At 66.3% G+C, this 25,707-nt stretch carries 22 protein-coding genes; 13 read left to right on the top strand and 9 right to left on the bottom strand.

Annotated elements, in window-relative coordinates; genetic code table 11:
* Window positions 1-61 precede the first annotated feature (61 nt).
* The 5 genes from pgi to NQV17_RS35310 all read left to right on the top strand — a co-directional run bounded on the left by pgi (window position 62) and on the right by NQV17_RS35310 (window position 6,632).
* Window positions 62-1,660 (top strand): glucose-6-phosphate isomerase, encoded by a 1,599-nt coding sequence (gene pgi, locus NQV17_RS35290; protein WP_257775790.1) that lies wholly within the window; start codon window positions 62-64, stop codon window positions 1,658-1,660.
* Window positions 1,661-1,676: 16 nt separating this feature from the next.
* The gene (locus NQV17_RS35295) at window positions 1,677-2,609 is read left to right on the top strand and encodes a carbohydrate kinase (protein ID WP_044848735.1); all 933 of its coding nucleotides are present in this window, start codon (window positions 1,677-1,679) and stop codon (window positions 2,607-2,609) included.
* The gene (gene zwf / locus NQV17_RS35300; RefSeq protein ID WP_124571993.1) at window positions 2,606-4,078 is read left to right on the top strand and encodes a glucose-6-phosphate dehydrogenase; all 1,473 of its coding nucleotides are present in this window, start codon (window positions 2,606-2,608) and stop codon (window positions 4,076-4,078) included. The genes NQV17_RS35295 and zwf overlap by 4 nt, the downstream gene beginning before the upstream one ends.
* 62 nt (window positions 4,079-4,140) lie before the next feature.
* Window positions 4,141-5,172, top strand: coding sequence for a hypothetical protein (locus NQV17_RS35305; RefSeq protein WP_257775791.1), 1,032 nt, complete (start codon window positions 4,141-4,143; stop codon window positions 5,170-5,172).
* Window positions 5,173-5,528: 356 nt separating this feature from the next.
* Window positions 5,529-6,632, top strand: coding sequence for a porin (locus tag NQV17_RS35310; protein ID WP_257775792.1), 1,104 nt, complete (start codon window positions 5,529-5,531; stop codon window positions 6,630-6,632).
* A gap of 249 nt (window positions 6,633-6,881) precedes the next feature.
* Here the strand turns inward: NQV17_RS35310 and NQV17_RS35315 are convergent, their stop codons facing one another.
* The 5 genes from NQV17_RS35315 to NQV17_RS35335 all read right to left on the bottom strand — a co-directional run bounded on the left by NQV17_RS35315 (window position 6,882) and on the right by NQV17_RS35335 (window position 12,585).
* Entirely contained in the window at window positions 6,882-8,159 is a 1,278-nt protein-coding gene (locus NQV17_RS35315) for an MFS transporter (RefSeq protein ID WP_257775793.1), read from the bottom strand.
* Window positions 8,160-8,172: 13 nt separating this feature from the next.
* Window positions 8,173-8,718 (bottom strand): hypothetical protein, encoded by a 546-nt coding sequence (locus NQV17_RS35320; RefSeq protein ID WP_257775794.1) that lies wholly within the window; start codon window positions 8,716-8,718, stop codon window positions 8,173-8,175.
* 40 nt (window positions 8,719-8,758) lie between these two features.
* Window positions 8,759-9,298, bottom strand: a complete 540-nt coding sequence (locus NQV17_RS35325; protein WP_257775795.1) for a hypothetical protein — start codon at window positions 9,296-9,298, stop codon at window positions 8,759-8,761.
* Between the two features lie 408 nt (window positions 9,299-9,706).
* Window positions 9,707-11,104: a sigma-54 dependent transcriptional regulator gene (locus tag NQV17_RS35330; protein WP_257775796.1), complete on the bottom strand. Its 1,398-nt coding sequence runs from the start codon at window positions 11,102-11,104 to the stop codon at window positions 9,707-9,709.
* Entirely contained in the window at window positions 11,086-12,585 is a 1,500-nt protein-coding gene (locus NQV17_RS35335; protein ID WP_257775797.1) for a PAS domain-containing sensor histidine kinase, read from the bottom strand. Before NQV17_RS35335 ends, NQV17_RS35330 begins: the two co-directional genes overlap by 19 nt.
* A 92-nt stretch (window positions 12,586-12,677) precedes the next feature.
* Here NQV17_RS35335 and NQV17_RS35340 point away from each other — a divergent pair, with 92 nt between their 5' ends.
* Complete coding sequence (locus NQV17_RS35340) at window positions 12,678-12,833, top strand: hypothetical protein (RefSeq protein ID WP_257775798.1); 156 nt, start codon at window positions 12,678-12,680, stop codon at window positions 12,831-12,833.
* A gap of 893 nt (window positions 12,834-13,726) precedes the next feature.
* Here NQV17_RS35340 and NQV17_RS35345 read toward each other — a convergent pair.
* On the bottom strand, window positions 13,727-14,338 hold the full coding sequence (locus tag NQV17_RS35345) for a TetR/AcrR family transcriptional regulator (protein ID WP_257775799.1): 612 nt from the start codon (window positions 14,336-14,338) through the stop codon (window positions 13,727-13,729).
* A 42-nt stretch (window positions 14,339-14,380) separates the two neighbouring features.
* On the opposite strand from NQV17_RS35345, the gene NQV17_RS35350 reads away from it, so the two are divergent.
* From NQV17_RS35350 to NQV17_RS35360, 3 genes are read left to right on the top strand one after another with little or no spacing between them, the layout of a single operon-like run.
* Window positions 14,381-15,352 (top strand): alpha/beta hydrolase, encoded by a 972-nt coding sequence (locus tag NQV17_RS35350; protein ID WP_257775800.1) that lies wholly within the window; start codon window positions 14,381-14,383, stop codon window positions 15,350-15,352.
* The gene (locus tag NQV17_RS35355) at window positions 15,339-16,208 is read left to right on the top strand and encodes an SDR family NAD(P)-dependent oxidoreductase (RefSeq protein WP_257775801.1); all 870 of its coding nucleotides are present in this window, start codon (window positions 15,339-15,341) and stop codon (window positions 16,206-16,208) included. The genes NQV17_RS35350 and NQV17_RS35355 overlap by 14 nt, the downstream gene beginning before the upstream one ends.
* A 37-nt stretch (window positions 16,209-16,245) precedes the next feature.
* On the top strand, window positions 16,246-17,181 hold the full coding sequence (locus NQV17_RS35360; RefSeq protein WP_257775802.1) for an SDR family NAD(P)-dependent oxidoreductase: 936 nt from the start codon (window positions 16,246-16,248) through the stop codon (window positions 17,179-17,181).
* Window positions 17,182-17,903: 722 nt separating this feature from the next.
* Here NQV17_RS35360 and NQV17_RS35365 read toward each other — a convergent pair.
* Together NQV17_RS35365 and NQV17_RS35370 are read right to left on the bottom strand one after the other, a co-directional pair.
* Entirely contained in the window at window positions 17,904-18,098 is a 195-nt protein-coding gene (locus NQV17_RS35365; protein ID WP_257775803.1) for a hypothetical protein, read from the bottom strand.
* Window positions 18,095-18,979, bottom strand: coding sequence for a hypothetical protein (locus NQV17_RS35370; RefSeq protein WP_257775804.1), 885 nt, complete (start codon window positions 18,977-18,979; stop codon window positions 18,095-18,097). Before NQV17_RS35370 ends, NQV17_RS35365 begins: the two co-directional genes overlap by 4 nt.
* Before the next feature lie 605 nt (window positions 18,980-19,584).
* Between NQV17_RS35370 and msrB the strand changes: the two genes are divergently transcribed.
* The 4 genes from msrB to NQV17_RS35390 all read left to right on the top strand — a co-directional run bounded on the left by msrB (window position 19,585) and on the right by NQV17_RS35390 (window position 24,192).
* The gene (gene msrB, locus NQV17_RS35375) at window positions 19,585-20,115 is read left to right on the top strand and encodes a peptide-methionine (R)-S-oxide reductase MsrB (RefSeq protein WP_124523624.1); all 531 of its coding nucleotides are present in this window, start codon (window positions 19,585-19,587) and stop codon (window positions 20,113-20,115) included.
* Between the two features lie 37 nt (window positions 20,116-20,152).
* On the top strand, window positions 20,153-22,024 hold the full coding sequence (locus tag NQV17_RS35380; RefSeq protein ID WP_257775805.1) for a cytochrome c biogenesis protein DipZ: 1,872 nt from the start codon (window positions 20,153-20,155) through the stop codon (window positions 22,022-22,024).
* A gap of 81 nt (window positions 22,025-22,105) precedes the next feature.
* Complete coding sequence (msrA, locus tag NQV17_RS35385) at window positions 22,106-22,849, top strand: peptide-methionine (S)-S-oxide reductase MsrA (protein ID WP_257775806.1); 744 nt, start codon at window positions 22,106-22,108, stop codon at window positions 22,847-22,849.
* Window positions 22,850-23,070: 221 nt separating this feature from the next.
* Window positions 23,071-24,192 (top strand): aromatic ring-hydroxylating dioxygenase subunit alpha, encoded by a 1,122-nt coding sequence (locus tag NQV17_RS35390; protein WP_257775807.1) that lies wholly within the window; start codon window positions 23,071-23,073, stop codon window positions 24,190-24,192.
* Window positions 24,193-24,245: 53 nt separating this feature from the next.
* Here the strand turns inward: NQV17_RS35390 and hydA are convergent, their stop codons facing one another.
* On the bottom strand, window positions 24,246-25,703 hold the full coding sequence (gene hydA, locus NQV17_RS35395) for a dihydropyrimidinase (RefSeq protein ID WP_257775808.1): 1,458 nt from the start codon (window positions 25,701-25,703) through the stop codon (window positions 24,246-24,248).
* Between the last annotated feature and the right edge of the window lie 4 nt (window positions 25,704-25,707).

Here is a 25,707-nt window from a genome sequence, read left to right on the forward strand (position 1 = left end):
AGCTTACAAAGGCTGGAGCTCGCACTGACCCGTCCCAACGCATCCCAGGCCTGACACGACCATGACCTCACTGACCCAAACGCGCGCGTGGCGCGCGCTCGCCAGCCATCGGGACGCGTTGTCCGGCGTCTCGATTCGCGCACGATTCGACCGCGACCCGGCACGCGCATCGCGCTTCAGCCTCGAGGCGGCCGGGCTTTTCGTCGATTACTCGAAGAACCCCGTCGACGACGAAACCATCGCCCTGCTGCTCGCCCTCGCCCAGGAGGCGGGCGTCGATGCGTATCGCAACGCGATGTTCGCCGGCGAGCGCATCAACCGCACGGAGAACCGCGCGGTGCTGCACGTCGCGCTGCGCGACCGTTCGGGTACGCCGCGTATCGTCGACGACGTCGACGTGTCGCGGCAGGTCAGCGACGTGCTGGCCCGGATGCGACGCTTCTCCCACGCGGTTCGCTCCGGTGAGTGGCGCGGCCACACGGGCCGCGAGATCACCGACATCGTCAACATCGGCATCGGCGGCTCGGACCTGGGGCCGAAGATGGTGTGCGAGGCGCTCAAGCCTTACGCGCACGAACGGTTGACGATGCATTTCGTGTCGAACGTGGACGCAGCCGACATCGCCGAAGTGCTCAAGCGCGTGAACCCGGAGACGACGCTGTTCATCGTGTCGTCGAAAACGTTCACGACCCGCGAGACGCTCCTGAACGCCCATACCGCCCGCGCCTGGCTGCTCGACAGCGGTGCGCCGGACGCGGCGATCGCCCGCCACTTCGTCGCCGTGTCGACGAATGCCACGGCCGTTGCGGAATTCGGCATCGATACCGGCAACATGTTCGCGTTCTGGGACTGGGTGGGCGGACGCTACTCGTTGTGGTCCGCCATCGGGTTGCCGATCGCGATCATGGCCGGCATGGACGCGTTCGAGCAACTGCTCGACGGCGCGCACGCGATGGACCGTCACTTCGCGCAAGCACCGCTTGCCCGCAACCTGCCCGTCCTGCTCGCCCTGATCGGCATCTGGCAGCAGAACTTCCTCGGTACGACGAGCCAGCTGATCGCGCCATACGACAACTATCTGCACCGGTTGCCCGCATACCTGCAGCAGCTCGACATGGAAAGCAACGGCAAATCGGTGACGCTCGGCGGCGAGCGCGTCGATTACGCGACCGGCCCGGTCATCTGGGGCGAACCGGGCACGAACGGGCAACACGCGTTCTTCCAGCTCCTGCACCAGGGTACCGCGATCATTCCGACCGACTTCATCGTGTGCATGCGGCCGCATCACGCGTTCGATCATCACCATGCCGTCCTCGTCGCAAACTGTTTCGCGCAGTCGGAGGCATTGATGAACGGATCGCGCTCGACGACCGAACCGCATCGCAATTTCGAAGGCGACCGGCCCACGAACACGATCTGCCTGGACACGCTCGATCCGGCATCCCTCGGCGCGCTGATCGCGTTGTACGAACACAAGGTATTCGTGCAAGGCGTGGTATGGCGGATCAATTCGTTCGATCAATGGGGCGTCGAACTCGGCAAAAAGCTCGCGGTTGCGATCGAGGACGAGTTGCTCACCCCCGCGCAGATTGACTCGCACGACGGCTCGACCAACCAACTGATCAACCGCTTCAAGACGCGGCGCCACGCTGCGGCCTGATCTCCCGAATCCCATGATGAAGCTACCGCGACTGGTCATCTTCGGCGAAGCCCTGACCGATTTCATTCGAGACGACACGAACCGCTGGCACAGCGTTGCCGGCGGCGCATGCTGGAACGTCGCACGCGTCGGCGCGCGCCTCGGCACGCCGACCGGCTTTGCCGGTGCCGTGAGCGCCGACATATTCGGCGACGAGCTCATGCGAAAGAGCGCCGAAGCCGGCCTCGACATGCGCTTCACGCAGCAGGTCGACCGCCCGCCGCTGCTTGCGATGGTGGTCGAGACGCGGCCACCGAAATATTTCTTCATCGGCGAGAATAGCGCCGATCTCGCGTTCGACCCCGCCGCGTTGCCTTCGGACTGGCTCGACGCCGCCGAAATCATTCATTTCGGCTGTCTCGGCCTGGTGCGCGAGCCCCTCGCCTCGCGTCTGATCGACATTGCGCTCGCGGCGCGCGCCGCCGGCAAGCGGATTTCGTTCGATCCCAACTTTCGTGCGCCGATGGCCGACCCGTCGTACCGCGACACCTTGCGCACGATGATCGGTCTCTCGGATTACATCAAGGTGTCCGACGAGGATCTCGCCGGTCTGTTCCCGGAATTCGACGAGGCAGCCGCACTCGCGCAAATCCGTGCGTGGGCGCCGCAGGCTGCAGTGCTCGTCACGCGCGGCGCGGCCGGCATGGAACTCTTCGCCGGTGATGAAACGCTGGTTCAGCCGGGCTTCAAGGTCACGGTCGCCGACACGGTCGGCTGCGGCGACGCGTGCGTCGGCAGCTGGATGGCGAGCCTGCTGACGCGCCCGGACGCACCCGCGACGGAACATCTTCGATTCGCCGCCGCCTGTGCGGCGCTCGTCGCGTCGCACGCCGGCGCCTATGCGCCGACGGCGGCCGAAGTACATGCGCTGATCGAATCGGCCAACGCAGCCACGAGCGAAACTCCATGAATGCGCACCTCCCGTTCTCCGATACCCAGGCTCCGTTCGAATTCGTGCTGTTCGGCGGCACCGGCGATCTCGCGATGCGCAAGATCCTGCCGGCGCTCTACTCCGCTCACCGCGATGGCCTGCTCGCCCCCGCGGGACGCATCATCGCGGTTGCGCAGAATGAACTCGATACGGCCGGCTACCTCGACTGGGTCGACGTGTCGGTGCGACCGCATCTGACGCAGGCCCGGTTCGACGAAAGCGCGTGGCGCGGCTTCCGCGAGCGGCTCTCGTACGTGGCGCTCGACGCAAGCCAGGCCGGCACGTTCTCGCGTCTGGCCGACGCGCTCTCGCCGGCGTCGTCGCGCCAGATCTTCTATCTGGCGACAGGGCCATCGCTGTTCGTGCCGATTTGCCGCGCGCTCGCGCAGGCAGGGCTCGCCCCGCCGACCTCGCGAATCGTGCTCGAAAAACCGTTGGGCTACGATCTCGCGTCGTCGACGGCGATCAACGATGCGGTCGGCCAGATTTTTTCCGAAGAGCAGATCTACCGGATCGATCATTACCTCGGCAAGGAAGCCGTGCAGAACCTGTTCGCGCTGCGATTCGCCAACGTGATGTTCGAGCCGCTGTGGCGCCGTGAATGGATCGACAACATTCAGATCACGGTTGCCGAGGAACTCGGCGTCGGCGGGCGCGGCGGCTTTTACGACCAGACCGGCGCGCTGCGCGACATGGTGCAGAACCATCTGCTGCAGTTGCTTGCGATCGTCGCCATGGAACCGCCTCAGTCGATGGAAGCCGACGCCGTGCGCGACGAGAAGCTGCGCGTGCTGCGCGCGCTCAAGCCGCTCACCGAGGAAGCCTTGCATCAGAGCGTCGTGCGCGGACAGTATCGCGCGGGGGTGGTCCGCGGAGAGTCGGTACCGGGTTACCTCGACGAATCCGGGATCCGGGCCGACAGTCCGACCGAAACGTTCGTCGCGCTCAAGGCCGAGGTCGAGAACTGGCGCTGGGCCGGCGTGCCGTTCTTTCTGCGCACCGGCAAGCGGCTGGCGCGACGCGTGGCTGAAATCGTCGTCACGTTCAAGCGCCCGCCGCATTCGACGCTCGGTCCGACGGCGCTGCTGGCAGGCTCGAACCGGTTGACGATCCAGCTGCAACCGGACGAATCGATTCGCCTGAGCACGCTCGCGAAGCGGCCGGGGCTCGGCATGACCTTGCAAGGCGTCTACCTCGATCTCGCGTTCGACCGCTTCTTCCGGCAAGACCGGATGGAGGCGTATCAGCGCCTGTTGCTCGACGTGATCGCCGGCCGGCTCGCGCTGTTCGTGCGTCGCGACGAACAGGAAGCCGCATGGCGCTGGGTTGCGCCGATTCTCGACCTGAAAGCGGCGCCCAAACCCTATTCGGCCGGAAACTGGGGGCCTGCGCAGGCCAGCGCGTTGCTGGCGAGATACGGCACCTGCTGGAGCGAGGAAGAGAACTGATCCGCTCCGGCATGCCTCTTCCTATCGTAGAAGCGTTCTCTCCGACTACACCTGACGAAGCAATGGATACAGTCTGGCATCTCAAATGGGCGCACGGCGCGTTCGATCTCCATGCAGCAGGAGGTATGCTCGGCGGCGTTGCATTACAGCAAGGCGGCCGCACGCTCCGTCCGTTTTACGAAGCGCCGTGGCTCGGCCAGGCCGAGCCGCAACCCGCCGGGCTGCTGGGCGTCATGCGAAGCGAATTCCCGTGCGTGCCATTCGGTGTTCCCTACTCGCCCGACCGACTGCCTCCCGGCTGGCGGAAAGCCGCCGCAACGCCGATCGTCCCGGATGACGTCGCACTCGACACCAGCGACGACCTTCAGCATGGTTACGGCTGTACCGGCGTGTGGTCACTCGTGAGGCAAACCGCACACGAGATCGAAATTGAAATCGAATACCCCGAGACATCGTCGATCGCGCGACTGACTCGCATCGTGCGCGCCGATCCGGCTCGCGCTGCCTTCGACATCGTTCTCCGTATCGAAGCGCGCAAGTCGGCTCGCTGCCCTATCGGCCTGCACCCGAATCTCGCGCTGCCGACACTCACCGGCGCGTTTCGAATCGAGCCCGGCACGTACCGCTTCGGCATGGTGCACCCGGCAGGTCCGGAACCGCGCGTATCGAGCGCGCTGGCCGGCGCGACGTTCGAATCACTTGAGCGCGTACCGCTCGGCGAGGGCGGCTTCGGTGCATTCGACCAGCTACCGCTCGCGCAGCCCACGGAAGAAATCCTGCAGCTCTGCGGAATCGACGGTTCCGTCACGATGACCGACGCCGTCGCCGGCGCACGCTATCGCCTGACCTGGGATGCCGACGCGCTGCCGTCACTGCTGTTGTGGATCAGCAACCGCGGACGTGCGTACGCGCCGTGGAACAGCCGCAACCTCTGCGTGGGCATCGAGCCGGTCGCGAGTGCATTCGAGCTTGGCCGTGCGGCTTCGCTCGCGCCCAATCCGATCAATTCCCGCGGGGTCCGGACGGCACTTGCATTGAACCCTGGCACGCAAACTGAAATCGCTTACCGATTCGAGGTGCTCGCCGCACGTTAGGCGTGCATCGTGGTCGTGGATCGGACTGATCGCGCCGCAGATCGTCGCCAAGGGGCGCCGGGCCAAGCCCGGCGTCATGAGCATCAGACGGTCCGGTATTTCATATATGAATAGTTGTACTACGTGAATCGCCCGTAGTTTCGTCCCACATCAATACCGATCAAGGAGACCCTTTTCGTCCAGTTTTCCCGGCTGGACATGCCGCAAGCAAAGAACATTTCACTTTCCCTGTTGATACGCGATCCGTTTTCCACGACAGATAATTTCGTTTTCCTTAATTTATTCAATAAAGAACTGACCGGGTCTGTTGTGCCGCAGTAATACGTTTTTTCTTTCTGACAGGTTTGGAGACAATTATGAAAAAAGCAATACTCGCCGCCACGTTGATGTCCGCAGGCATCGTCGCCCACGCACAAAGCAGTGTCACGCTCTACGGCCGCCTCGACGCCGGCATCGAGTACCTGAGCGGCATTGCCAACGGCAACGGCGGCACGACGAGCCGCTGGCGTGCCGAGAGCGGCGACTGGGGTACCAGCCTGTGGGGCTTGAAAGGTTCCGAGGATCTCGGCGGTGGAAACAAGGCGGTCTTCCACCTCGAAGGCTCGTTCAATGCGATGAACGGCAGCCTCGGCGGCACCGGCTCCATCTGGGATCGCTGGGCAACGGTCGGTTTTTCCAACGACGCTTACGGCACGCTGCTGCTCGGCCGCGAGCTCTCGATTTCGAACGGGTTGTGGGACTTCGATCCGCTCGGCCAGACGTCCTGGTCATCCGGCTCGCTCGTGCGCGGGCGCAACTGGAACAAGACGAGCAACAACATTTCGTACCAGTCGCCGAGCTTCTACGGTTTCGACGTGTACGGCCAGTATTCGCTGTCGAATGCAACCAGCTGGAATGGTAACGGCACGACCGCGCAAGGTCGTGCCGACGGCCTGCAACTGACCTACACGAATTCGTACTTCCAGGTGCGCGGCATCTACGACGAGGCGCGCGACGTCAACGGCAAGTTCTCGGACGTGTTCAACTATTCCCGGGAGTACTTCGCGGGCGTGAACGTGTTCCTCGGCCAGTTCAAGCTGCAGGCGGCCTATCAGGCCTCGCACGCGAACGGCGCGCCGACCGCCAACAACGGGATTACGTCGACGCAGCAGGTCTGGGGCGGTGTCACGTGGCAGGCGACACCGGCTGCGGCCTTGACCGGTGCCGTCTATCACGTCAACGCAAACCACGGCGGCGGCAACGCCAACATCTATACGGTGGGCGGCACGTACAACATCTCGAAGCGCACGCTCTTCGACATGCAGATTGCTACCGTTCGCAACAGTAAGAACGCGAACTTCGGTCTGGAGTCGAACGCGGCGGGTGCCGGCGGCCCGATCGCCGGCGGCGGCTACAACGACAATCCGACACCCGGGCATAGCCAGACGGGCGTCTATGCGGGCATCCAGCATTTGTTCTGATGCGATCTCGCACACGGGCTAGAAGCGCCATGCCATGCCGCTTCTGGCACCGCGTCCGGGTGCGATGCGCCGTCAGGCCATCGCACCGCACGCATCGACAGAATGCCGGGCCTGGAATCGATCCGAATGCGCGCCGGGCCAGCCGCCCGGACGCATGACGCCCCCCGCCGTGGCGACGCGGCAATCAGCCACGCAAGCGAAACGGAATTCACGGGCAGGCCGGGAATGGCATGACGAGGGAAAGCACGTTCATGACGACGTGGCCGACAGATCGCCTGGCTTGCCGCACACGCCGCTCAGCGAGCGCGCATGGCCGAGCCAGAGCACGAGCGAGCCCGTCGACACGGCGCCCAGCACGACGAATGCGGTCGGATAACCGAAGTGCTGCGCGAGCACGCCGCCCAGCGCCGGACTGAGCGCCGCGCCGATACCCTGCGCGGTCGCGACGGCGCCCTGCCCGACGTTCACGCGGCCGGAACCGTGCAGCAGGCGCACGACGAGCGCCGGCACGACGACGCTTTGCAGGCCGGCACCGATACCGTCGAGCACCTGCACCGGCCAGACACCCGCCTCGCTCATCAGCATCGCGGCAAGCACGCCGCGCACCGGCAACACCAGATAGGAAAGCAGCAGCACGCGCCAGTAACCCTGCGCGCGTATCAGCCGGGGCGCGAGCCACGCCGCCGCGACCATCACGAGCTGCGCGATGACGATGGTCTGCGCGGTGAACACGGTCGCGTTGCTGCGATGGGTGGCGACCACGCCCATCCCGTAGAGCGGCAGCATCGCGGCGTTGCCGAGATGGAACAGCGCGAGCGACGCGCCGAGCACGACCAGCGGCCGGTTCGCGGCCAGCGTGCGCAAGCCGCCGACGCGCGACGTCGCCGTTCCCGCGCACGCATCTCCGCATGCATCTCGATACGCGGCGTTCGTTCGCGGCGCCGCAGGTTCCGCATCGAGGCCACGCGCGCACGCGTGGTCGATAGCCCGCCCGGGAATCGCCAGCGTACTCGCGATCGCGAGGATCGTGAAGACCGCGACGAGCGCGAACACCGCGTCGAATCCCGCATGCCAGCCGAGCCACCCGGCGAGCGCCGCGCCGGCGACGTTGCCCGCGTGGCTCGCCATCTGGTTGCGGCCGAACTGCCGGTCGAAGCCCTGCGGGCGGGCGATACCGAGCGTCACGCCCGCAATGGCCGGCGCCAGCACCGCGCCGCTGACGGCGACCAGGATCTGCGACACCGCCACCACCGGATAGTCGCCGGCAACCATCAGCACCAGCGATGCCAGCGTCGTCGCGGCCGTCGCCGCGACGATCAGCGCGCGCTTCGCGCGCAGCGCATCGACGAGCGCCCCGGCGAATGGCGTCGCGGCCATCGCGGCGAACCCGGCCAGCGCCATGACCGAGCCGATCGCATCGGCACTCCAGCCGCGCGACAGCAGGATGACGCCGACGAACGGGCCAATGCCGGCCTGCACGTCGGCCAGAAAGAAATTGAGCGCCTCGAGCGCGCGTGCCGGTCTCATGATCGACGCGCGTTCATTCGTCGTCCGCGTCGACGAGTTCGCCGATCTCGTTCACCTCGAGCACGGCACCGTACGGCGTGACGACGCCATGCCCCCACGCCATGACATGGACTCCGGCACGCAGATAGTCGCTCAATTCCGCTGCCGCATGCGGCGGCATACGTAGCGCGACACCGTTCGTCAGCAACGCGCCGTTCAACTCGCCTTTCGGGCCGTATAGCGTGAACGCGACTTCGCCACTCATCTCCATCGTCTTGCGGGCGGCCTGCGACAGCCGCGGTGCGGCGTGCGCGGGCCCGTTGTCGACGAGGTCGACACCGTCGCGCCCGGTCAGTTGCACGGCCGCGATCATCCGGGCATCGCGCGCCTTGACGCCGCGCACGCGGATGCGGTCACCCACCTCGACATGGCGGACCAGCTCGCGGCCCAGATGCGGCGGCACGTGAATCTGAAAGTCGCCGTTCAGGATCAGGCCGTCGATTTCCCCGTGGGGGTTGAGCAGGAACTGCGTGACGCGGCCGCGCGTTTCGGGCAGGCAGGCGGGATCGATCCAGTGCATGGCAGGATTCCTTAATGAATTGCGGGAAGGCGTCGCGCGATCAGCGCGCGACGTCGTCATAGAGATTCACGACATGGCCCGGCGAGCCGAACGCCGTGGCCTGCAGCGCTTCGCCATAGGCATTGCGCGTGCCGTACCCGAGCGCCGCAACGCGCGCACCGGGCACGAGCAGCCCGCCGAACTGCTGGGCGGCCGGCACGGTCAGCTTGACGATCGCGCCGTTGTCGAGCATGACGCCGTCCGGCTCGCCGCGCGGCGCGCGCGTCACGCGGCGCACGACGCCGGACATGCTCAGCCGGGCGAGATTGACGCCGCGCAGCGCGGGCGGCACCGGCGCGGCAGGCGCAGGCGGCTGGTCGGACAGCGACGCGCCGGTGCGATCATTGCGCACGACGCGCGCGTGGATGTCGTCGCCGAAGCGACGTTCGCCGGCCACCGTTACGCGCTCGCCCGGCCGCACGAGCGCGATCAGCTGCGTGCCGAGATGCGGTGGCACGCCGACGAGCGTCCCGTCGGTCAGCACGAAGCCGTCGACCGCACCTTCCGGGTTGATCGTCAGGCGCGAAAGCGTGCCGGACACGAGTGCATCCGGTGCGATGTCGTTGCCGGGAACGGCAGCCAAGGGCGGCGGAGGCGGCACGACGCCGGCCCTGGGCGGGGGCGGGGGCGGCACATCGGCACCCGGCGGGGGCGGCGTCTGCGCCGCGCTCGCCGTCGCAGCGGCAATCAACGCGACGGCGCACAGTCCACGACAGGTACGGTGAATGGCCGTGCGGCGGCGCGGCGGCCACGAGCGGCTGGCGAAAGGATGCGACATCATGACAGGCTCCGGCAAAGGGTTGCGATGCATCGTTATCTGCAACCCGCGTGCCAGCATGCGCGCGCCCGCCAGGCGGGGCATCGGACGACGCACCGCCCGGAACGTGTCGGGTTTCGCGACACGTTTCCCCACCGGTTGTCGGCAATGCCGACAGCCTCGACGGCACCATTAGTCGTCGCGCTCGATACCCCGTTCGATACCCAGATGCGCGATGCGCGCATAGAGCGACTGACGGCCGATGCCGAGCTGTCGCGCCGCCTCCGCGCGATTGCCGTTCGCGCGCTCGAGCGCGCGCAAAATCGCGGCGCGCTCGACCGCCGCCAGCGCATCGGGCAGCGGCATGTCGAACAGCCCGGCCGGCAGCGCGAGCGCGTCGCTGCCGGACTGAAGCTTCTGTACGTTGCCGAGCCCGAGATCGGTCGCGGCGATGGCCGGCCCGGGCGCCAGCGCGGCGGCCCGCTCCATCACGTTGCGCAATTCCCGAACGTTGCCCGGCCAGCGATGATCGAGCAATGCGCGCTGGGCGTCGTTCGTCAGGTGCAACGGACGCGCGCCTGCCGCGCACGCCAGGAAATGCGCGGCAAGCGGCAGGACGTCGGCCACGCGCTCCGCGAGCGGCGGCAGGTGCAGCGGAATGACGTTCAGCCGATAAAACAGGTCTTCGCGGAACGTGCCGTTCGCGACGGCCGCGGCGAGATCGCGATGCGTCGCGGCCACCACCCGAATGTCGATGCCGGTCGGGCGATCCGCGCCGAGCGGCGTCACCTGGCGCTCCTGCAGCGCGCGCAGCAGCTTGGCCTGCATGGCTGCGGGCATGTCGCCGATCTCGTCGAGGAACAGCGTGCCGCCGTCGGCCTCGACGAGCCGCCCGGCGCGATCGGCGTGTGCGCCCGTGAACGCCCCGCGGCGATGCCCGAACAACTCGCTTTCGAGCAGATCGGCCGGAATCGCCGCGCAGTTGACCGCGACGAACGGTCCGGCATGCCGCATCGACGCGGCATGCAGCACGCGGGCCGCCACCTCCTTGCCCGTACCCGTCTCGCCGGTGACGAGCACGGTCGCGTCGCTCGTCGCCGCGCGGCCGATCTGCTTTTGCACGTCGCGCATCGCCGCGCTCACGCCCAGCAGCCGCGGGCGGCTCGATGCGGGTTCGTGTGCGAACCCGCCGCTGTGCGGCTCGGCGGCCGCCGGCGGCTGGTTCGCGGAAACGATGCGCGCGAGCAGTTGCGCGATGTCGCGGCGCCCGATCGGTTTCGTCAGGTGATCGAACGCACCGAGCCGCATTGCGTCGATCGTGTTGTCGCTGGTCGCATGGGCCGTCAGCATCACGACCGGAATGGCGGCCAGTGCCGGATCGCCGCGCAACTGCGCGAGGACGGCGAGCCCGTCCAGGTCCGGCAGGCGAAAATCCAGAAAGATGCAATCGATGCGGCCGCCGTCGCGCAGCGTGCTCAACGCGGCCCGCCCGGTTGCGGCTTCGACGACCCGATGACCGAGATCGGCCAGCGTCTCGGCCAGGCCGTCGCGAAATGCCGCGTCGTCGTCGACTATGAGGAGGGTTGCCATGGGATTTCAATAACGAATGATGCACCGCGCGGTACATCGTCAAGCCACGCCCGCCCGCCGTGCGCGGCGGCCACTTCGCGGACGACGGCAAGGCCAAGGCCGGTGCCGTCCGCACGCCCCGTCACGAACGGCTCGAAAATCCGCTCGCGATGCGCGGCGGGAACCCCGGGGCCGCTGTCCGACACGGTGATCCTCAGCCAGTCACGCCCGGCAACGGCACGACGCGCGGCGGCGAGCGTGACCGCGCCGCCGTCGCCGGCATGGCGCAGCGCGTTGAGCAACAGATTGTCGAGCGCCCGCCGCATCTGGTCGGGATCGAATGCGGGAAAATCCGCCGGCTGCGCGAGTCGGTCGACATGCCCCTCGAGCGACAACCTCAAGTCGATCGCTTGCCGCTGCGCAAGCTCGCGGTGCGCGTCCACCGCGTGTACGAGCCACGCATCGACGTCGACCCGTGTCGCATGCGCGCGCACCGGCTGCGTCAGCGCGAGCAGGCCTGACAGTTGCGCATCGATGCGCTCGATCTGCGCCAGGATCACGCGCAATGCATCCTGCTGCCGCCCGCCATCGCCGGCCAGCGCGTTTTCCGCCTTCAGCCGCATTGCGCCCATCGGATTGCGAATCTCGTGCGCGACCTGCGCGGCCAGTTTGCCCAGCATGCCGAAGCGCTCGGCCTGCGCGAGGCGCGTGCGGAGTTCGACGGCCTGCTGCTGCAACCGGTCGGCGCGGCGCGCCCGCTCGTTGAACGCATCGATGACCCGGTCGAGATCGGGTTCGCCGACGTACGGAAGGGGATGCTCGCGACCGTCCCGCCCGAGCCCGCTCTCGATCCGTGCCAGATTGCGCTTCCATCGGCGCAGCGCGACGACCAGCGCCGCCGCGATCGCGAGAATCACGGCGAGCACGGCGGCGAGGCCCGTTGCCAGCAGTTCCCCGTGACGGCCCAGCGGCGGGCGCGCACGCGTCAGCATCCACACGAACAGCCCCGATCCGGCGCGTACCGGACATGCCGCCGCAATCACGGCATCCTGCGCGCCTTCGACAACGTTCGCGGTCGTGGCGTGCGTCGCGACCGCGGCGCGCAGCGTCCGGAGGATCAGCGGCATTTCCGCTTCCGGAACGTCGCGCTTGATGCCGCTGCCCTGATAGGTGGGAAACGAGTATGCGAGAAAGCCGCCCTCGGCAGGTGCCGCGCCGGATCGCCAGAATCCGCCCTCCATGTCCGGTGCGCGGGCCAGAACGATGTCGAGGATCGCGTGCATCAGTTCCGGTCCGGATCCGGCGCCGGGCGAAGCGGAAGAAGCGTCGTAACGCGAGGCGACCGCTTCGCAGGCCGCTTCGCCCGCGGCCCGCGCGTCGGCGATCTGTTGCCCTTCGGCGGAACTGGCCATGATCCAGACCACCGCGACAAGCGTCGCGCAGAGCGCCGCGACAAGCGCCCAGAGCATGATGAGTTGAGTGGAGAACGGCGGACGCTTCATCGGATCGGGCGGGCGGTCGGAGACAGAAGGATAATGTAAAGGAGCGCTCGCGTATCAGACTCGTGAGCGGCGAGCCCCTTCGCGATCGCCGCATGTGGCGCACCTGGCCGGGACACGACGGCAATCTGATGTACGCGATGACGATGATCACGGTCAACGCCGACGACCAACTGCGTGATGAGATCGCCGAGTTCGGCGGCTGGGTAAAAGCGCAGCTCGAACAGCTCGACGCCGAAGAAGCAAAGTAAGTCGAGAATGTGCCGCTGACGCTGTGCCAAAAACAATCAACGGCGCCCGCGCGCCACTCCCTCCTCTCTCTCGCCAATCCGGCTTCCCCGTCAAGATTGACAGGCTAGAAACCTGTTCAGCCCATGCTACATTCCGCTCGGGTTTACCTCAGGGTACCGAGCATGGGCTCATCATTCATTCGAGAGGACGATACAACGTCCCACGGCGGGCGCCGTGCTCGCCTGCACGTCGACCAATATCGTCTGCGGTAAGCCGATCGCGCTCGCGTAGGCCAAAATAAACTTGTCACCGTTTCCGAAGCAAAGATGTCACTTCGCAGGTCGACGTGCACCGAATGATGCGGAATTCTCTGGAATTCATGAGGTTGCACATTGCGAATTAAAGTTGTCACTGGCCGCAGCCAGACGAAGAACAGTGCCAACTCCCGTTTGGCATCGATGCAGCGACCGCAACCCGGGTCACGCGTTATACGAAACCTGAGTTTGAACAGGCGATCGTGCCATAGTGATAAGGTTCCCTATCCTGCTTGCGCATTCAGCCCAACGTCAGGAGCTGTACGAGACAGCGAATGGCCATTCTGGCGCGCCGCGAACGACTCTGAACGACCCATTGCAGCCCTTCGACGCTGCCTGAATCGACGGCAGCGTGCGAGGTACAACGGCCATTCCCGCCATCGTCCACACCGTTGCAATTCAGGTCCTTACCTTTGGTTCACGCCTTCGTAATACTCATCCAACTTCCTGGCCGAAGCTCGGAAGTAACATGAAGCGAAAGCGACCGAAAGGAAGCCCTTGGCATGCGGGCACCACTTGCCTGGAGGGCCGCCTGACGAAAGACCGGTTGAGAACCGCCTGAAGTTCGTGCTGGCGCCGAGTTGTCTGCGGTCAACGCGTCAATCGCCCCGCCTCTTGATACCGTCGGTCAACAATGAGATCGTGGTACCCAGTAGGTCGTCGATGTGATCGACATCCAGTCGCAGGCTATCGGGGCGCCATATCAGGCTGATAACGCCATTCATCATTGCCCACAGCGCCGTCGACGCGTGTTCCGGATCGACGTCTGCATCCACCCACCCTTCGTCGATACCTCGGCTGATCAATGCGGCCAATTTGGCGTTTTGCTGTCTGATCAGGGCAGCAATGCGCGCGAGCGCCTCCGGCTCATTCGGTGGTTCGACAAGGATACGGAACTGGTGCGGGCGCTCCTTGGCGAACCGCGCGTAAGCAGCTGCCACACAACGTAGTTTCGTCTCCACATCGCCATCAGATGCATAGGCCGCGTCCATGTACTCGCGGTTTTCTTCCAACGCGCGCTCTGCCACGGCAATGAGCAGCGCGGAACGGCCACCGACACGGTTATAGAGCGTCTGCACTGCGACATCCGCCCGGGTCGCAACCGATTCAGGCGTGACCGCGGCTAGTCCGCCCTCCGTCAGCAAAGTCTCGGCGGCTTGCAGGATCGCCAGGCGGGTCGCGGCGGCCCGACGCTGAGTTCTCGATTCCATACGGGGTTTACCTCACTAGATGGATCGCATTACAAAGTTAGAATGCGTTACAACATTGGATCGAAATCTATTGTCGCACACCTTGGGGGACACATGGCCGGGCGAAAAAATGTCGAGTTCGTAGCAGGCGGCCGCGGAGAACATTGCCGTGGCTGGCTGTACGAGCCTCGCGGGACGGGCCCGTTTCCTGTCATCGTGATGGCGCACGGGCTGGGTGGAATCAAGGAAATGCGGCTCGATGCCTATGCGCAACGCTTTTGCGCGGAGGGCTACGCGTGCCTCGTGTTCGACTATCGACATTTCGGTGCGAGCGACGGCTCCCCTCGTCAATTGCTCGATATCGATCGGCAACTGGAGGACTGGTCGGGTGCGATCGCTTTTGCACGCGGGAACCGCAATCTCCGGCCGGATCAGGTGGTCCTGTGGGGGACCTCCTTCGGCGGCGGTCATGTGATTCTCTCCGCAGCACGCGACCGAACTATTGCCGCTGCCATCGCGCAATGCCCGTTCACGGACGGGGTCGCGTCGTTGTTCGCGTTGAACTGGCGTAGCGCGCTCAAGGTTACCGCGCTCGCGCTATTCGATGTGCTGCTATCCCTCGTCGGCAGGGCGCCGGTGATGGTGCCGACGGCGGGTCCGCCCAGTTGCGGTGCGTTGATGACCGCACCGGATGCCCTGGATGGCTATCTCGCGCTCGTACCTGACGGTACTGCATTTCGCAATCAGGTCGCAGCACGCTTCGGCCTGAACATCGTTCGGTACCGCCCCGGTCGCAAGGCAGCCGACATTTCCTGCCCGATTCTGTTTTGCATTTGCGAAGCCGACTCCGTCGCTCCGGCGGAGCCGACGAAACGGTATGCCAGCCGCGCACCCAAAGGCGAAGTGCGCGCGTATCGGGCAGGCCACTTCGACATCTATGTGGGCAAGGACTTCGAACAGGTGATCGCCGACCAGCTGGCGTTTCTCCGCCGTCACGTTCCAACGAAGCAAGGAGGCGCGCATGTCGACTTATAAGCTGGCGAACAAGGTGGTGGCCATTACCGGTTCCACCGGAGGCCTGGGATCGGCCTTGGCCGAAGCGCTACACGCACGGGGTGCGCGCCTCGCGCTTTTCGATCTGGAGGCAGACAAGCTCACTGCGCAAACTCGCAGCTTCGGCCACCCTTCCGACGTTCTTGGCTGGACCGCCGACGTCCGCGATTTCGAAAGCCTGGAAGCCGCAATGGCCAAGGCGGCGTATCACTTCGGTCAGATCGATGTGGTCATCGCAAACGCGGGCATTGACACCATGGCCCCAATGGCCACCATCGACCCGGCCGCGTTTGATCGTGTCATCGACATCAATCTCAACGGCGTGTGGCGCACGTTCCGTGCCGGCTTGCCATTCGTCCAGCAACAGCGCGGGTACATGCTGGCGATTTCGTCAATGGCCGCGTTTGTACATTCGCCGCTACAGGCGTCCTATACGGCCAGCAAGGCGGGCGTGTGGGCGATGTGCGACAGCATCCGTCTGGAGCTTCGTCATCTGGGTATCGGGGTCGGCAGCGCGCATCCGACGTTCTTCCCGACGCCGCTGATGGACGATGTCGTCGCCGATCCGGCCGGCCGTGCATTGTGGGGAGGCAACGATCGAGGCTTCTGGAAGATGATCCCGCGCGAGCAGGTCGTGCGGGACATCGTGGCAGGCATCGAGCGCCGCGCGGACATGATCGTCGTACCCAAGATCAACACGATCGTGGCCAAGGCGCCCGGCTTCTTCAGGCGCTTCGTCGAACGCGCCGGCTTTCGCGGCGGGGACATTGAACGCGCCATCAGTCTGGCATCGGCAACTGGCTGGAACGATTCGGCCGCGAACGCTCCGGCGAAATGAATGGCAATCGGTGGCCGCGGGAACCGATCGGCTTCGCATGATCAGCGGAGCCGATGACCCGGCATCCATCACCCCTTGTTTGCGCAGCAATGGAAAACCAATAGCAGAGGAGCAGTACAAAGTGGCTTACGATCTTCAGGAAAAAGTCGTGCTTATCACGGGTGCTGCAGGCGGCATTGGCGCTGCGACCGCGCGTGCGTTGCATGCATGTGGAACACGACTCGTTCTAACCGATGTGACGCAGGCTTCAGTGGACCGCCTCGCCGCAGAGTTTGACTCCGAGCGCACGCTCGCCTTGGCGCTCGATGTCACCGATGCTGCCGCCACCAAGGCGGTCGTGCAACGCGCCGTCGATAGATTCGGTCGCCTCGACATTGCGTTCGCCAATGCGGGCATCTCGTGGCACGATCTACCCGCCACCATGTACAGCTGCGATGAACAGGAGTTCGAGCGAATCGTCGAGGTCGATCTGCTCGGGGTTTGGCGCACGGTCAAGGCCGCATTGCCGGAGATCCTGCGCAATCGAGGCCAGGTCTTGGTCACCTCATCGGCCTACGCATTCGTGAACGGCATGGTGAATGCGCCTTACGCAGCGTCCAAAGCCGCAGTCGAGATGCTCGGGCGTTCACTGCGCGCCGAACTGGGCGGCACCGGGTCCACGGCGAGCGTGCTCTATCCGGGATGGGTGGCGACAGCCATTGCCAAGGTCGGCTTTGGCGGAAATGCGCTAGCGACGAAATTGATTGAAAAAGGATTTCCTGCACCGTTGCGACGACCGATACAACCGGATGACGTCGCTAAGGCCGTCATAAAAGGGCTGCGAGCCCGCCAACCGCGCATCGTCGTCCCGTTCCGGTGGGCACCGTTTTCGTGGACGCGAGGGTTGTTCAACATCGTGACCGACTGGCATCTCGGGCGACAACATGAAATGCATCAGTTGATGCGTGAGCTTGAGCGCTGTCGAGACCGATAAAGCCAGGGCACGTTTTGAGCGGCATGTAGAGGGCGCCGGCAATCGGCCTTCCGTCTGAAAGGACGGCTGCTGCGCGCTAGCGAAGGGCTCCCGGCGACTGAGACGATCGGATCGCCCCAAATGGCCGCTTGCAAGTGAGGAACGGAGGTCCACGCGTCCGAGTGACTGTGCCGGCGACCGACGCCTCGTGGCCGACTACAGCCCGATGCGTCTGCCAGTCGCCGGCCCGTCACCGCTGATACGCCGCTCCGAGAAAAACATCTCCGCGACCTTTCCACGAAGTTCCAGTTTTACTTCGCTTCATCAACAAGATCCAAGTTTACTTGGCATGTCCGGAAAGCAAAATTGGATACACGGGCTGGTTGGCTCACCGCAGCACGGGGCTCTCTTTGGGGGAGGATGAAACAAAATCACTTCGCGGGACGCACGGAACAGCCAAGACCCAGAGCGGACAAACAGGTGGGTGGAGATCGACACTGAGGTACGCGGGCCGATTAGTGAGGCGATCGACGACTTGGCCCGAGAGCTTCGCTCGCTGATGGGCGACAAGCCGGCCGGCCTTCACGGGCCCAACGATACGGTCGCGGCCGATACTGGCGAACAGACGGCCGCAGATCACCGTGCCCCGACCGCACAGGGATAAGCTGCTCGAGACCCGCGGTAAAAATAGGTCTCGGCGTTGAGCGAGGCCAAAAAAAACGGGCCAACCGGCCCGTCTTGGATTACGTCGCCTTGCGCCATTCCGGCAGTTCCGGCGTCACGCGCGTGCTTGGCCGGCGCGCTGCAGCACGCAGCCGCGCCTTGCCGTCCGCCGTCAGCGGTGCCGGCTTCTTTGCGCGTTGCGACACGCGCACGATGAGCTTCGCCGCAACCTTCGTCGACGCTGCTTTCTTCAGCGGTTTCGTCACGTGGTTCATATCAACTCCTTGTCCAGCAAATAGTCTAGCAGCTTTGTCCAGGACCGGCTGTCGGCGGCGAGATCGAACTCCATCAGCCGCTGCGAGCCGTGGGCACCCCACCAGGCCTCGTCGATTTCCAGCAGGTCCTGGACGGTTCGACAGGCTCGGAAGGCCGGGATCTCGCACTCATCGCCCTCAAGCGGTCCATCGAAACCGAGCTTGGGCCAATAGCGATAACCGATCAGATGCGCGTCGTAGCCCACCCCGCCCCCTGCGATTAGGGTAATCCGGCGATAGCCAAGACGGTGCGCAGTTATCGCGCAGAGGGCAAATGCGACCGTGCCAAGCCAATCCGGCGCCTGGTGACGCAGAAACACATGATCGATGTGTAACGCCTGCGCGATCGCTGGTTCCATAACGTCGTCCGCGTCATCATCGACCTCTCCAAAATACAACGACATCCCATCGTCCACGTCCTCGTACAAGCCGATGCGGTTCTTGTGCGGGTGTTGCAGGATCGCGGGCTGCACCGAGGTGTAGTACACGCCAGGTGGAGCCGCATCCGGCCCCACCCCATACTGGGCCTGCTCATGGACGCGCGCGTCGGTGAAGATCATCAGCAGTTGCGCGTACTCGGCGCTGGTCAACTCGGTCCCATCGAAATCAATCCGCGTCTCAGCGCCGATTACCTCGCCGTCCAGACGGAACTCGCCAGAAAGGTACAGCCTAGCCAAGTCGGACGCCTGCAGTCGGTCATACGGACCCTGCAACACGCGATCGAAGAAGTCGGTACGGGGTAGAGGCATGCTAACGGCCAGAAGCGGAAAGACTCGATTGTAGCGGGCAGTGCAGTTAGGTCGACGGCGCAGGGCCGGCATCCAATGAACCATGTCGGCCATGTGCAAGCCGCGCTGAGTGTGCAAGTTTCATGTACGACTCAAGATGTCCCGAAATGAAGGGTGACATAGCCCTTACTATGTTCCCCTTCATTCCGCCGGATCCTGCCTAGACATGGACCACTTCGGCGGAGCGCGCCGTGCCCCCCTTTCACTGCACAACCGCGCACGTCCTAACTCGCCCCCTGAAGTTTCGACGTAAAAACTGTCAACCTTCCGCATCCACACGCGCACCACACGTCGATCGCGCCAGCTTGCAAACTCATCCGTCTATCAATGCGCATCAGACGCTCGGTGTGATTCGCGACCGCAGCCAAACAACGCTCGTTTCCCAGTCCGATTTGATCGGCAAGCCAAAGTCCGGATTAGCCACGCAATTCGACGAACACTAAAAAAACACTAAAAATCGTGGCGCGAACCGGTGCTCGGTAAATATCGGCGGCTCACTCGTTCGAAGGCTTTTGCCAGTTGGAGCATCGACGGATTCCACCGCCCCCCTATGGAACACCCCAGATATCACGATTCATTTAACTTTCCGTGAGGACTTCGACACCGCCCGCCACCTACTCTGTGCGCATGTTTTCAGGACCTGCTTCCAGGAGCCCATCATGCCCACCCGCAGACATCTGCTGTTCGCCGGCGCGACCGGCCTTGCGGCACTCGCGGCGCTGTCGTCGACGGGCCGCCGTGCGCTGGTCGGCCGCGCGTTCGCCGCGCCGCCCGCCGCCGGACCGACGGCCGCCCCGTTCGAGATCACCCGCAGCGACGCCGAATGGCACCGCCGCCTCACGCCCGCCCAATACACGGTGCTGCGCGACGCCGGCACCGAGCCGCCGTACAGCAGCCCGCTGAACGGCGAGCACCGCCACGGCACGTTCGCGTGCGCCGGCTGCGACCTCGCGCTGTTCTCGTCGGACACCAAGTTCGACAGCCACACCGGCTGGCCAAGCTTCTGGAAGCCGCTCGACCACGCGGTCGCGACCGCGCTCGATCCGTCGTACGGGATGTCGCGCACCGAAGTGCACTGCCGCCGCTGCGGCGGCCATCTCGGCCACGTGTTCGACGACGGCCCGCCGCCTACCGGCCTGCGCTACTGCATGAACGGGCTCGCGCTCGCCTTCCATCCGGCCGCCGCCTGACGGGCCGCCGCCTTCCTGAACGACCGGAGACCGCTCCATGCTGCTCATCGTCCTTGCCTATCTCGGCGGCGTGCTCACGATCCTGAGCCCGTGCATCCTGCCCGTGCTGCCGTTCGTGTTCGCGCGCGCCGACCAGCCGTTCGTGCGTTCCGGCCTGCCGCTGCTGATCGGCATGGCGCTCACGTTCGCCGTCGTCGCGACGCTCGCCGCCGTCGGCGGCGGCTGGGTCGCGCAGGCCAACCAGGCCGGCCGCTGGCTCGCCATCGTGCTGCTCGCGGTGTTCGGCCTGACGCTGCTGCTGCCGCGCTTCGCCGAACACCTGACGCGCCCGCTCGTCGCGGCCGGCAACCGCCTCACCGGGTTCGCGCAGCGCGACGGCCGCCCCGCCGGCCCCGCATCGTCGCTGCTGCTCGGCGTCGCGACCGGCCTGCTGTGGGCGCCGTGCGCGGGTCCGATCCTCGGGCTCGTGCTGACCGGCGCCGCGCTGCGCGGTGCGAGCGTCGGCACGACGCTGCTGCTGGTTGCGTATGCGGCCGGCGCGGCGACGTCGCTCGGCGTCGCGCTCGTGATCGGCGGCAAGGTGTTCGCCGCGATGAAGCGCTCGCTCGGCGCCGGCGAATGGATCAAGCGCGGGATCGGCGCGGCGCTGCTGGCCGGCGTCGGCGCGATCGCGCTCGGCCTCGACACGGGGGCGCTCGCGCAGTTGTCGACCGTCACGACGGGCGGCCTCGAGACGAAGCTCGTCGACCGGCTCGGCGGCCGCTCGCATGGCGCGCCGGCGGCGACGTCCGCGACGAGCGATACCGCCAGCGGCAACGGTGCCGCGCCCGGCGGCGCGATGATGGCCGCGACGTCCGGTGATGCACCGGCGGCCGGCGCCGCGATGATGCGCACCGCCGGCACGACGCCGGCGCCGCAGGCACCGGCCGCGCTGCCCGTCGAAGGCACGCTGCCGTCGCTCGACGGCGCCGTGCAGTGGCTGAATTCGCCGCCGCTGAGCGCGGCCGGCCTGCGCGGCAAGGTCGTGCTCGTCGATTTCTGGACGTATTCGTGCATCAACTGCCTGCGCACGCTGCCGTACACGACCGCCTGGGCGCGCAAGTACGCGCCGTACGGCCTCGTCGTGATCGGCGTGCACGCACCGGAGTTCGCGTTCGAGCGCGACATCGGCAACGTGAAGAAGGCCGTGCACGACCTGGGCATCGACTACCCGGTCGCGATCGACAACGGCTATGCGATCTGGCGCGCGTTCGGCAACGAATACTGGCCCGCGCACTACTTCGTCGACGCGCAAGGGCGGATCCGCCACCACCACTTCGGCGAAGGCGAATACGCGCAGTCGGAACGCGCGATCCAGTCGCTGCTCGCCGAAGCCGGCCACCCGGAAGCGCTGAACGTGCCGCTCGGGCTCGCCGGCGCCCCCGCGAAGGGCGCGCTCGCGGCGGCCGACAGCGCGGACGTCCGCTCGCCCGAAACCTACGTCGGCTATGCGCGCGCGGACGACTTCACGTCGCCCGGCGGTGTCGTGCGCGACGCGGCACACCGATACGACGCGCCCGCGCACCCCGACCTGAACGACTGGGGCCTCGCCGGCACCTGGCAGGTCGGCGCCGAGCGCGCGACGCTCGCCGCGCCGGCCGGCCGGATCGTCTACCGCTTCCATGCGCGCGACCTGCACCTCGTGCTCGGCCCGGGCGCGAACGGCAGGCCGGTGCGCTTTCGCGTGACGCTCGACGGCGCGGCGCCCGGCGCGGCACACGGCACGGACGTCGATGCGCAGGGCTACGGCACCGTCACCGGCCAGCGCCTGTACCAGCTCGTCCGGCAACCGGGCGCGATCGCCGACCGCACGTTCTCGATCGAGTTTCTCGATGCCGGCGTCGATGCCTATGCGTTTACGTTCGGCTGAACGCGCACGCAGCGGCGGACGCCGTCACGCGCGCCGCCTGCCGTCCACCTCATTCCGTCCCGCATTTCGAAGGAGCAACTCATGATCCCGACATCCACTCGCGATTCCGCACCGCGGCGGCGGGCGGCCATGCTGCGCCGCATCGGCGCGATCGCCCTCGCGGCCGCCGCCGTGTTCGGCTACCAGCGCGTCGTCAGTTCCGCGGAACCGATGCGCACCGTGCCCGCACCGACGCTCGACGAAACCCCGGGCGCCTCCCACGAGGAAACGGCCGTGCTCGCCGGCGGCTGCTTCTGGGGCGTGCAGGGTGTGTTCGAGCACGTGAAGGGCGTGAAGCAGGTCACGGCCGGGTACGCAGGCGGCGCCTCCGAAACCGCGCACTACGCGCTGGTCGGCAGCGGGCTGACGGGCCATGCGGAATCGGTGCGCATCGTCTACGACCCGACGCAGGTCACCTACGGCCGGTTGCTGCAGGTGTTCTTCTCGGTCGCGCACGACCCGACCGAACTCAACCGTCAGGGGCCCGACGAAGGGCCGCAATACCGCTCCGCGATCTTCCCGACCACCGCGCAGCAGCGCGCGGTCGCGACCGCCTACATCGCGCAGCTGGGCACCGCGCACACGTTTCCGGCGCCCGTCGTCACGCGCGTCGAGCCGTACAAGGGCTTCTATCCGGCGGAGGCGTATCACCAGAACTACCTCGAGCTGCATCCCGACGCGCCGTACATCGCGTTCAACGACCTGCCGAAGGTCGCCGGGCTGAAGCAGCGCTTTCCGGCGCTGTACCGCGCCGACGCGGTGCTGTGGCGCGACGCCGGCCTGTGACGGACTGCCGGCGCCGTAGCGGCCGGTGTGCGCGCTGACCCGGCCGGCCCGCGCCGCCGGCCGCGTTTGCGCTGCATCAACGAAACGCATGCTGTCCGGGCCGGGCAAACCCGCATCGGGTCAGCTTCGCGGGCAAACTTCGCGTAGACTTCTCCAGATCAGTCCCCCGCCGCGCACCGCGCGGCGCTCGGAACTCTCCAGCCAGCCAGGAGGCGTCACGCATGCGCGCAGTGCCTTTGTCTGACAGCAGTGCTCTCGAAGAACCGTCCAGCGGCTCGGTCGTGCGCGACCTGCGCCGCGTGCCCATCCATCCCGATCACTGGTATCCGCTCGCGTGGTCGCGCGAACTCAAGCGCGGCAAGACGCTCGGCGTGCGCTTCGCCGGCGATCCGATCGTGCTCGTGCGCACCGAATCCGGTGCCGTCTACGCGCTCGAAGATCGTTGCGCGCACCGCCAGGTGCCGCTGCATGCAGGCGTCGTGAGCGGCGAAACGCTGCGCTGCTGCTACCACGGCTGGACCTACGCGTGCGACAGCGGCCGCTGTGTCGACGTGCCCTACCTCGGCCGCGAGCGTCTGCCCAACGGCGTGCGCGCGTATCCGTGCCGCGAGGCGTACGGGCTGATCTTCGTGTTCCCCGGCGACGCGACGCTCGCGGACGAACGCCCGTTCCCCGCGCTGGAATCGGCGGACGATCCCGCGTACAAGACGCGCCGCTTCGGCCGCGAGGTCAAGTGCCACTACTCGTTCATGCACGAGAACCTGATGGACATGAACCATCAGTTCCTGCATCGCAAGCAGATGGGACAGATGCGCGCACGCAGCGTCGGCCGCCGGCGCGGCGACGACTGGGTCGAGGTCGACTACACGTTCGCACGCATGGAAGGCAAGCAGCCGGTCGGCGAGGCGCTCGTGTTCGGCGCCAGCAAGAAACCGACCGACCAGGCCGACAAGAGCGTGATGACGGTGCGCACGGGCTACCCGTACCAGACGCTGCAGATCCGCTCGAGCGAAGGCACGCTCGTGATGGACCTGTGGATCGTCTACGTGCCGCTCGACGCGGAACAGCGCACCAACCGCACGTTCGGACTGCTGTCGATCCACAAGCCGGGCATCCCGTTCGCGCTCGATCTCGCGTGGCCGCTGCTCGTCTGGTTCACCGAGCGGATCTTCCGCGAGGATCGCTGGATCGTCGAGCGCGAGCAGGAAGCGCACGACCGGCAAGGCGCCGACTGGAACCACGAGGTGTTTCCGGTCATCAACGAACTGCGTGACCTGCTGCGCCAGTGCGGCGCGCGCACCGTGATTCCGATCCGCGAGGCAAACCCGGGCGACGCGCGCTGACTGCGAGCGCGCGTGCCCGTTTCGATCCGGCCTCGAGCCGGTTTCGTGCGCGTTCAGCCGGCGCGCTCGACCGGATGCGGCTCGCGCAGCCGGTTCGCGATGCGCGCGGCCTCGTAGTAGCCGGCTGCAGGCGGCCGCTTCAGGTAACGCCCCGCCCCGCGCACGGCACGCAGCTCGCCGTCGGCCCACGCGAGCGCGCCGCGCGTGAGCGTGTGGGTCGCGACGCCCTGCACCGTCATCCCTTCGAACACGTTGAAGTCGACCTGCTGGTGATGGGTCTTCACCGAGATCGTCTTCGTCGCGGCCGGGTCCCATACGACCAGGTCCGCATCGGCGCCGACCTGCACCGCCCCCTTGCGCGGATACAGGTTGAAGATCTGCGCGGCGTTCGTCGACGTGATCCGCACGAACTCGTTCGGCGTGATGCGGCCTTGATTCACGCCGTGATGCCACAGCACCGACATGCGATCCTCGACGCCGCCGCAGCCGTTCGGGATCTTCGTGAAGTCCTCGCGGCCCATCGCCTTCTGCGACGCGCAGAACACGCAGTGATCGGTCGCCGTCGTATGCAGCTGCCCGGCCTGCAGCCCGCGCCACAGCGCTTCGCGATGCGCGGCCGAGCGGAACGGCGGGCTCATCACGTGCGCGGCCGCACGCGTCCAGTCCGGGTCGCGATACACGGCCTCGTCGATCACCAGATGGCCCGGCAGCACCTCGCCGAACACGCGCAGCCCCTCGCTGCGCGCGCGCGTGATCGCATCGACCGCGTCCTTCGACGACACGTGCACGATATACACCGGCACGCCGAGCACCTGCGCGATGCGGATCGCACGGTTCGCGGCCTCGCCTTCGACCTCCGGCGGGCGCGACAGCGGATGCGCCTCCGGCCCCGTCATCCCGCGCGCGAGCAGCGCCTTCTGCAACTGGAACACGAGCTCGCCGTTCTCCGCGTGCACGGTCGGCAGCGCGCCGAGTTCGAGCGAGCGCGAGAAGCTGTTCACGAGCACCTCGTCGTCGGCCATGATCGCGTTCTTGTACGCCATGAAGTGCTTGAAGCTCGACACGCCGTGCTCGCGCACGAGCGTGCCCATGTCGCGGTGCACCGATTCGTCCCACCACGTGACGGCCACGTGGAAGCCGTAGTCGGCGGCCGCCTTCTCGGCCCAGCCGCGCCATTCGTGAAACGCGTCCATCAGCGGCTGCTTCGGGCTCGGGATCACGAAGTCGATGATGCTCGTCGTGCCGCCCGACAGCCCCGCGGCAGTGCCCGAATAGAAATCGTCGCTCGCCGTCGTGCCCATGAACGGCAGTTCCATGTGCGTATGCGGATCGATGCCACCCGGCATCACGTACTGGTCGTGCGCGTCGACCACCGTCGCGCCGGCCGGCGCGTCGATCGTCTCGGCGATCTGCAGGATCGTGCCGCCGTCCTGCGGGTCGGCACACAGTACGTCCGCGCGATAAGTGCGGTCCGCATCGACCACGGTGCCGCCGCGAATCAGGATTGCCATGTCG

Origin of the sequence: Burkholderia sp. SCN-KJ, assembly GCF_024656005.1 — a bacterium.
Taxonomy (GTDB): Bacteria; Pseudomonadota; Gammaproteobacteria; order Burkholderiales; family Burkholderiaceae; genus Burkholderia.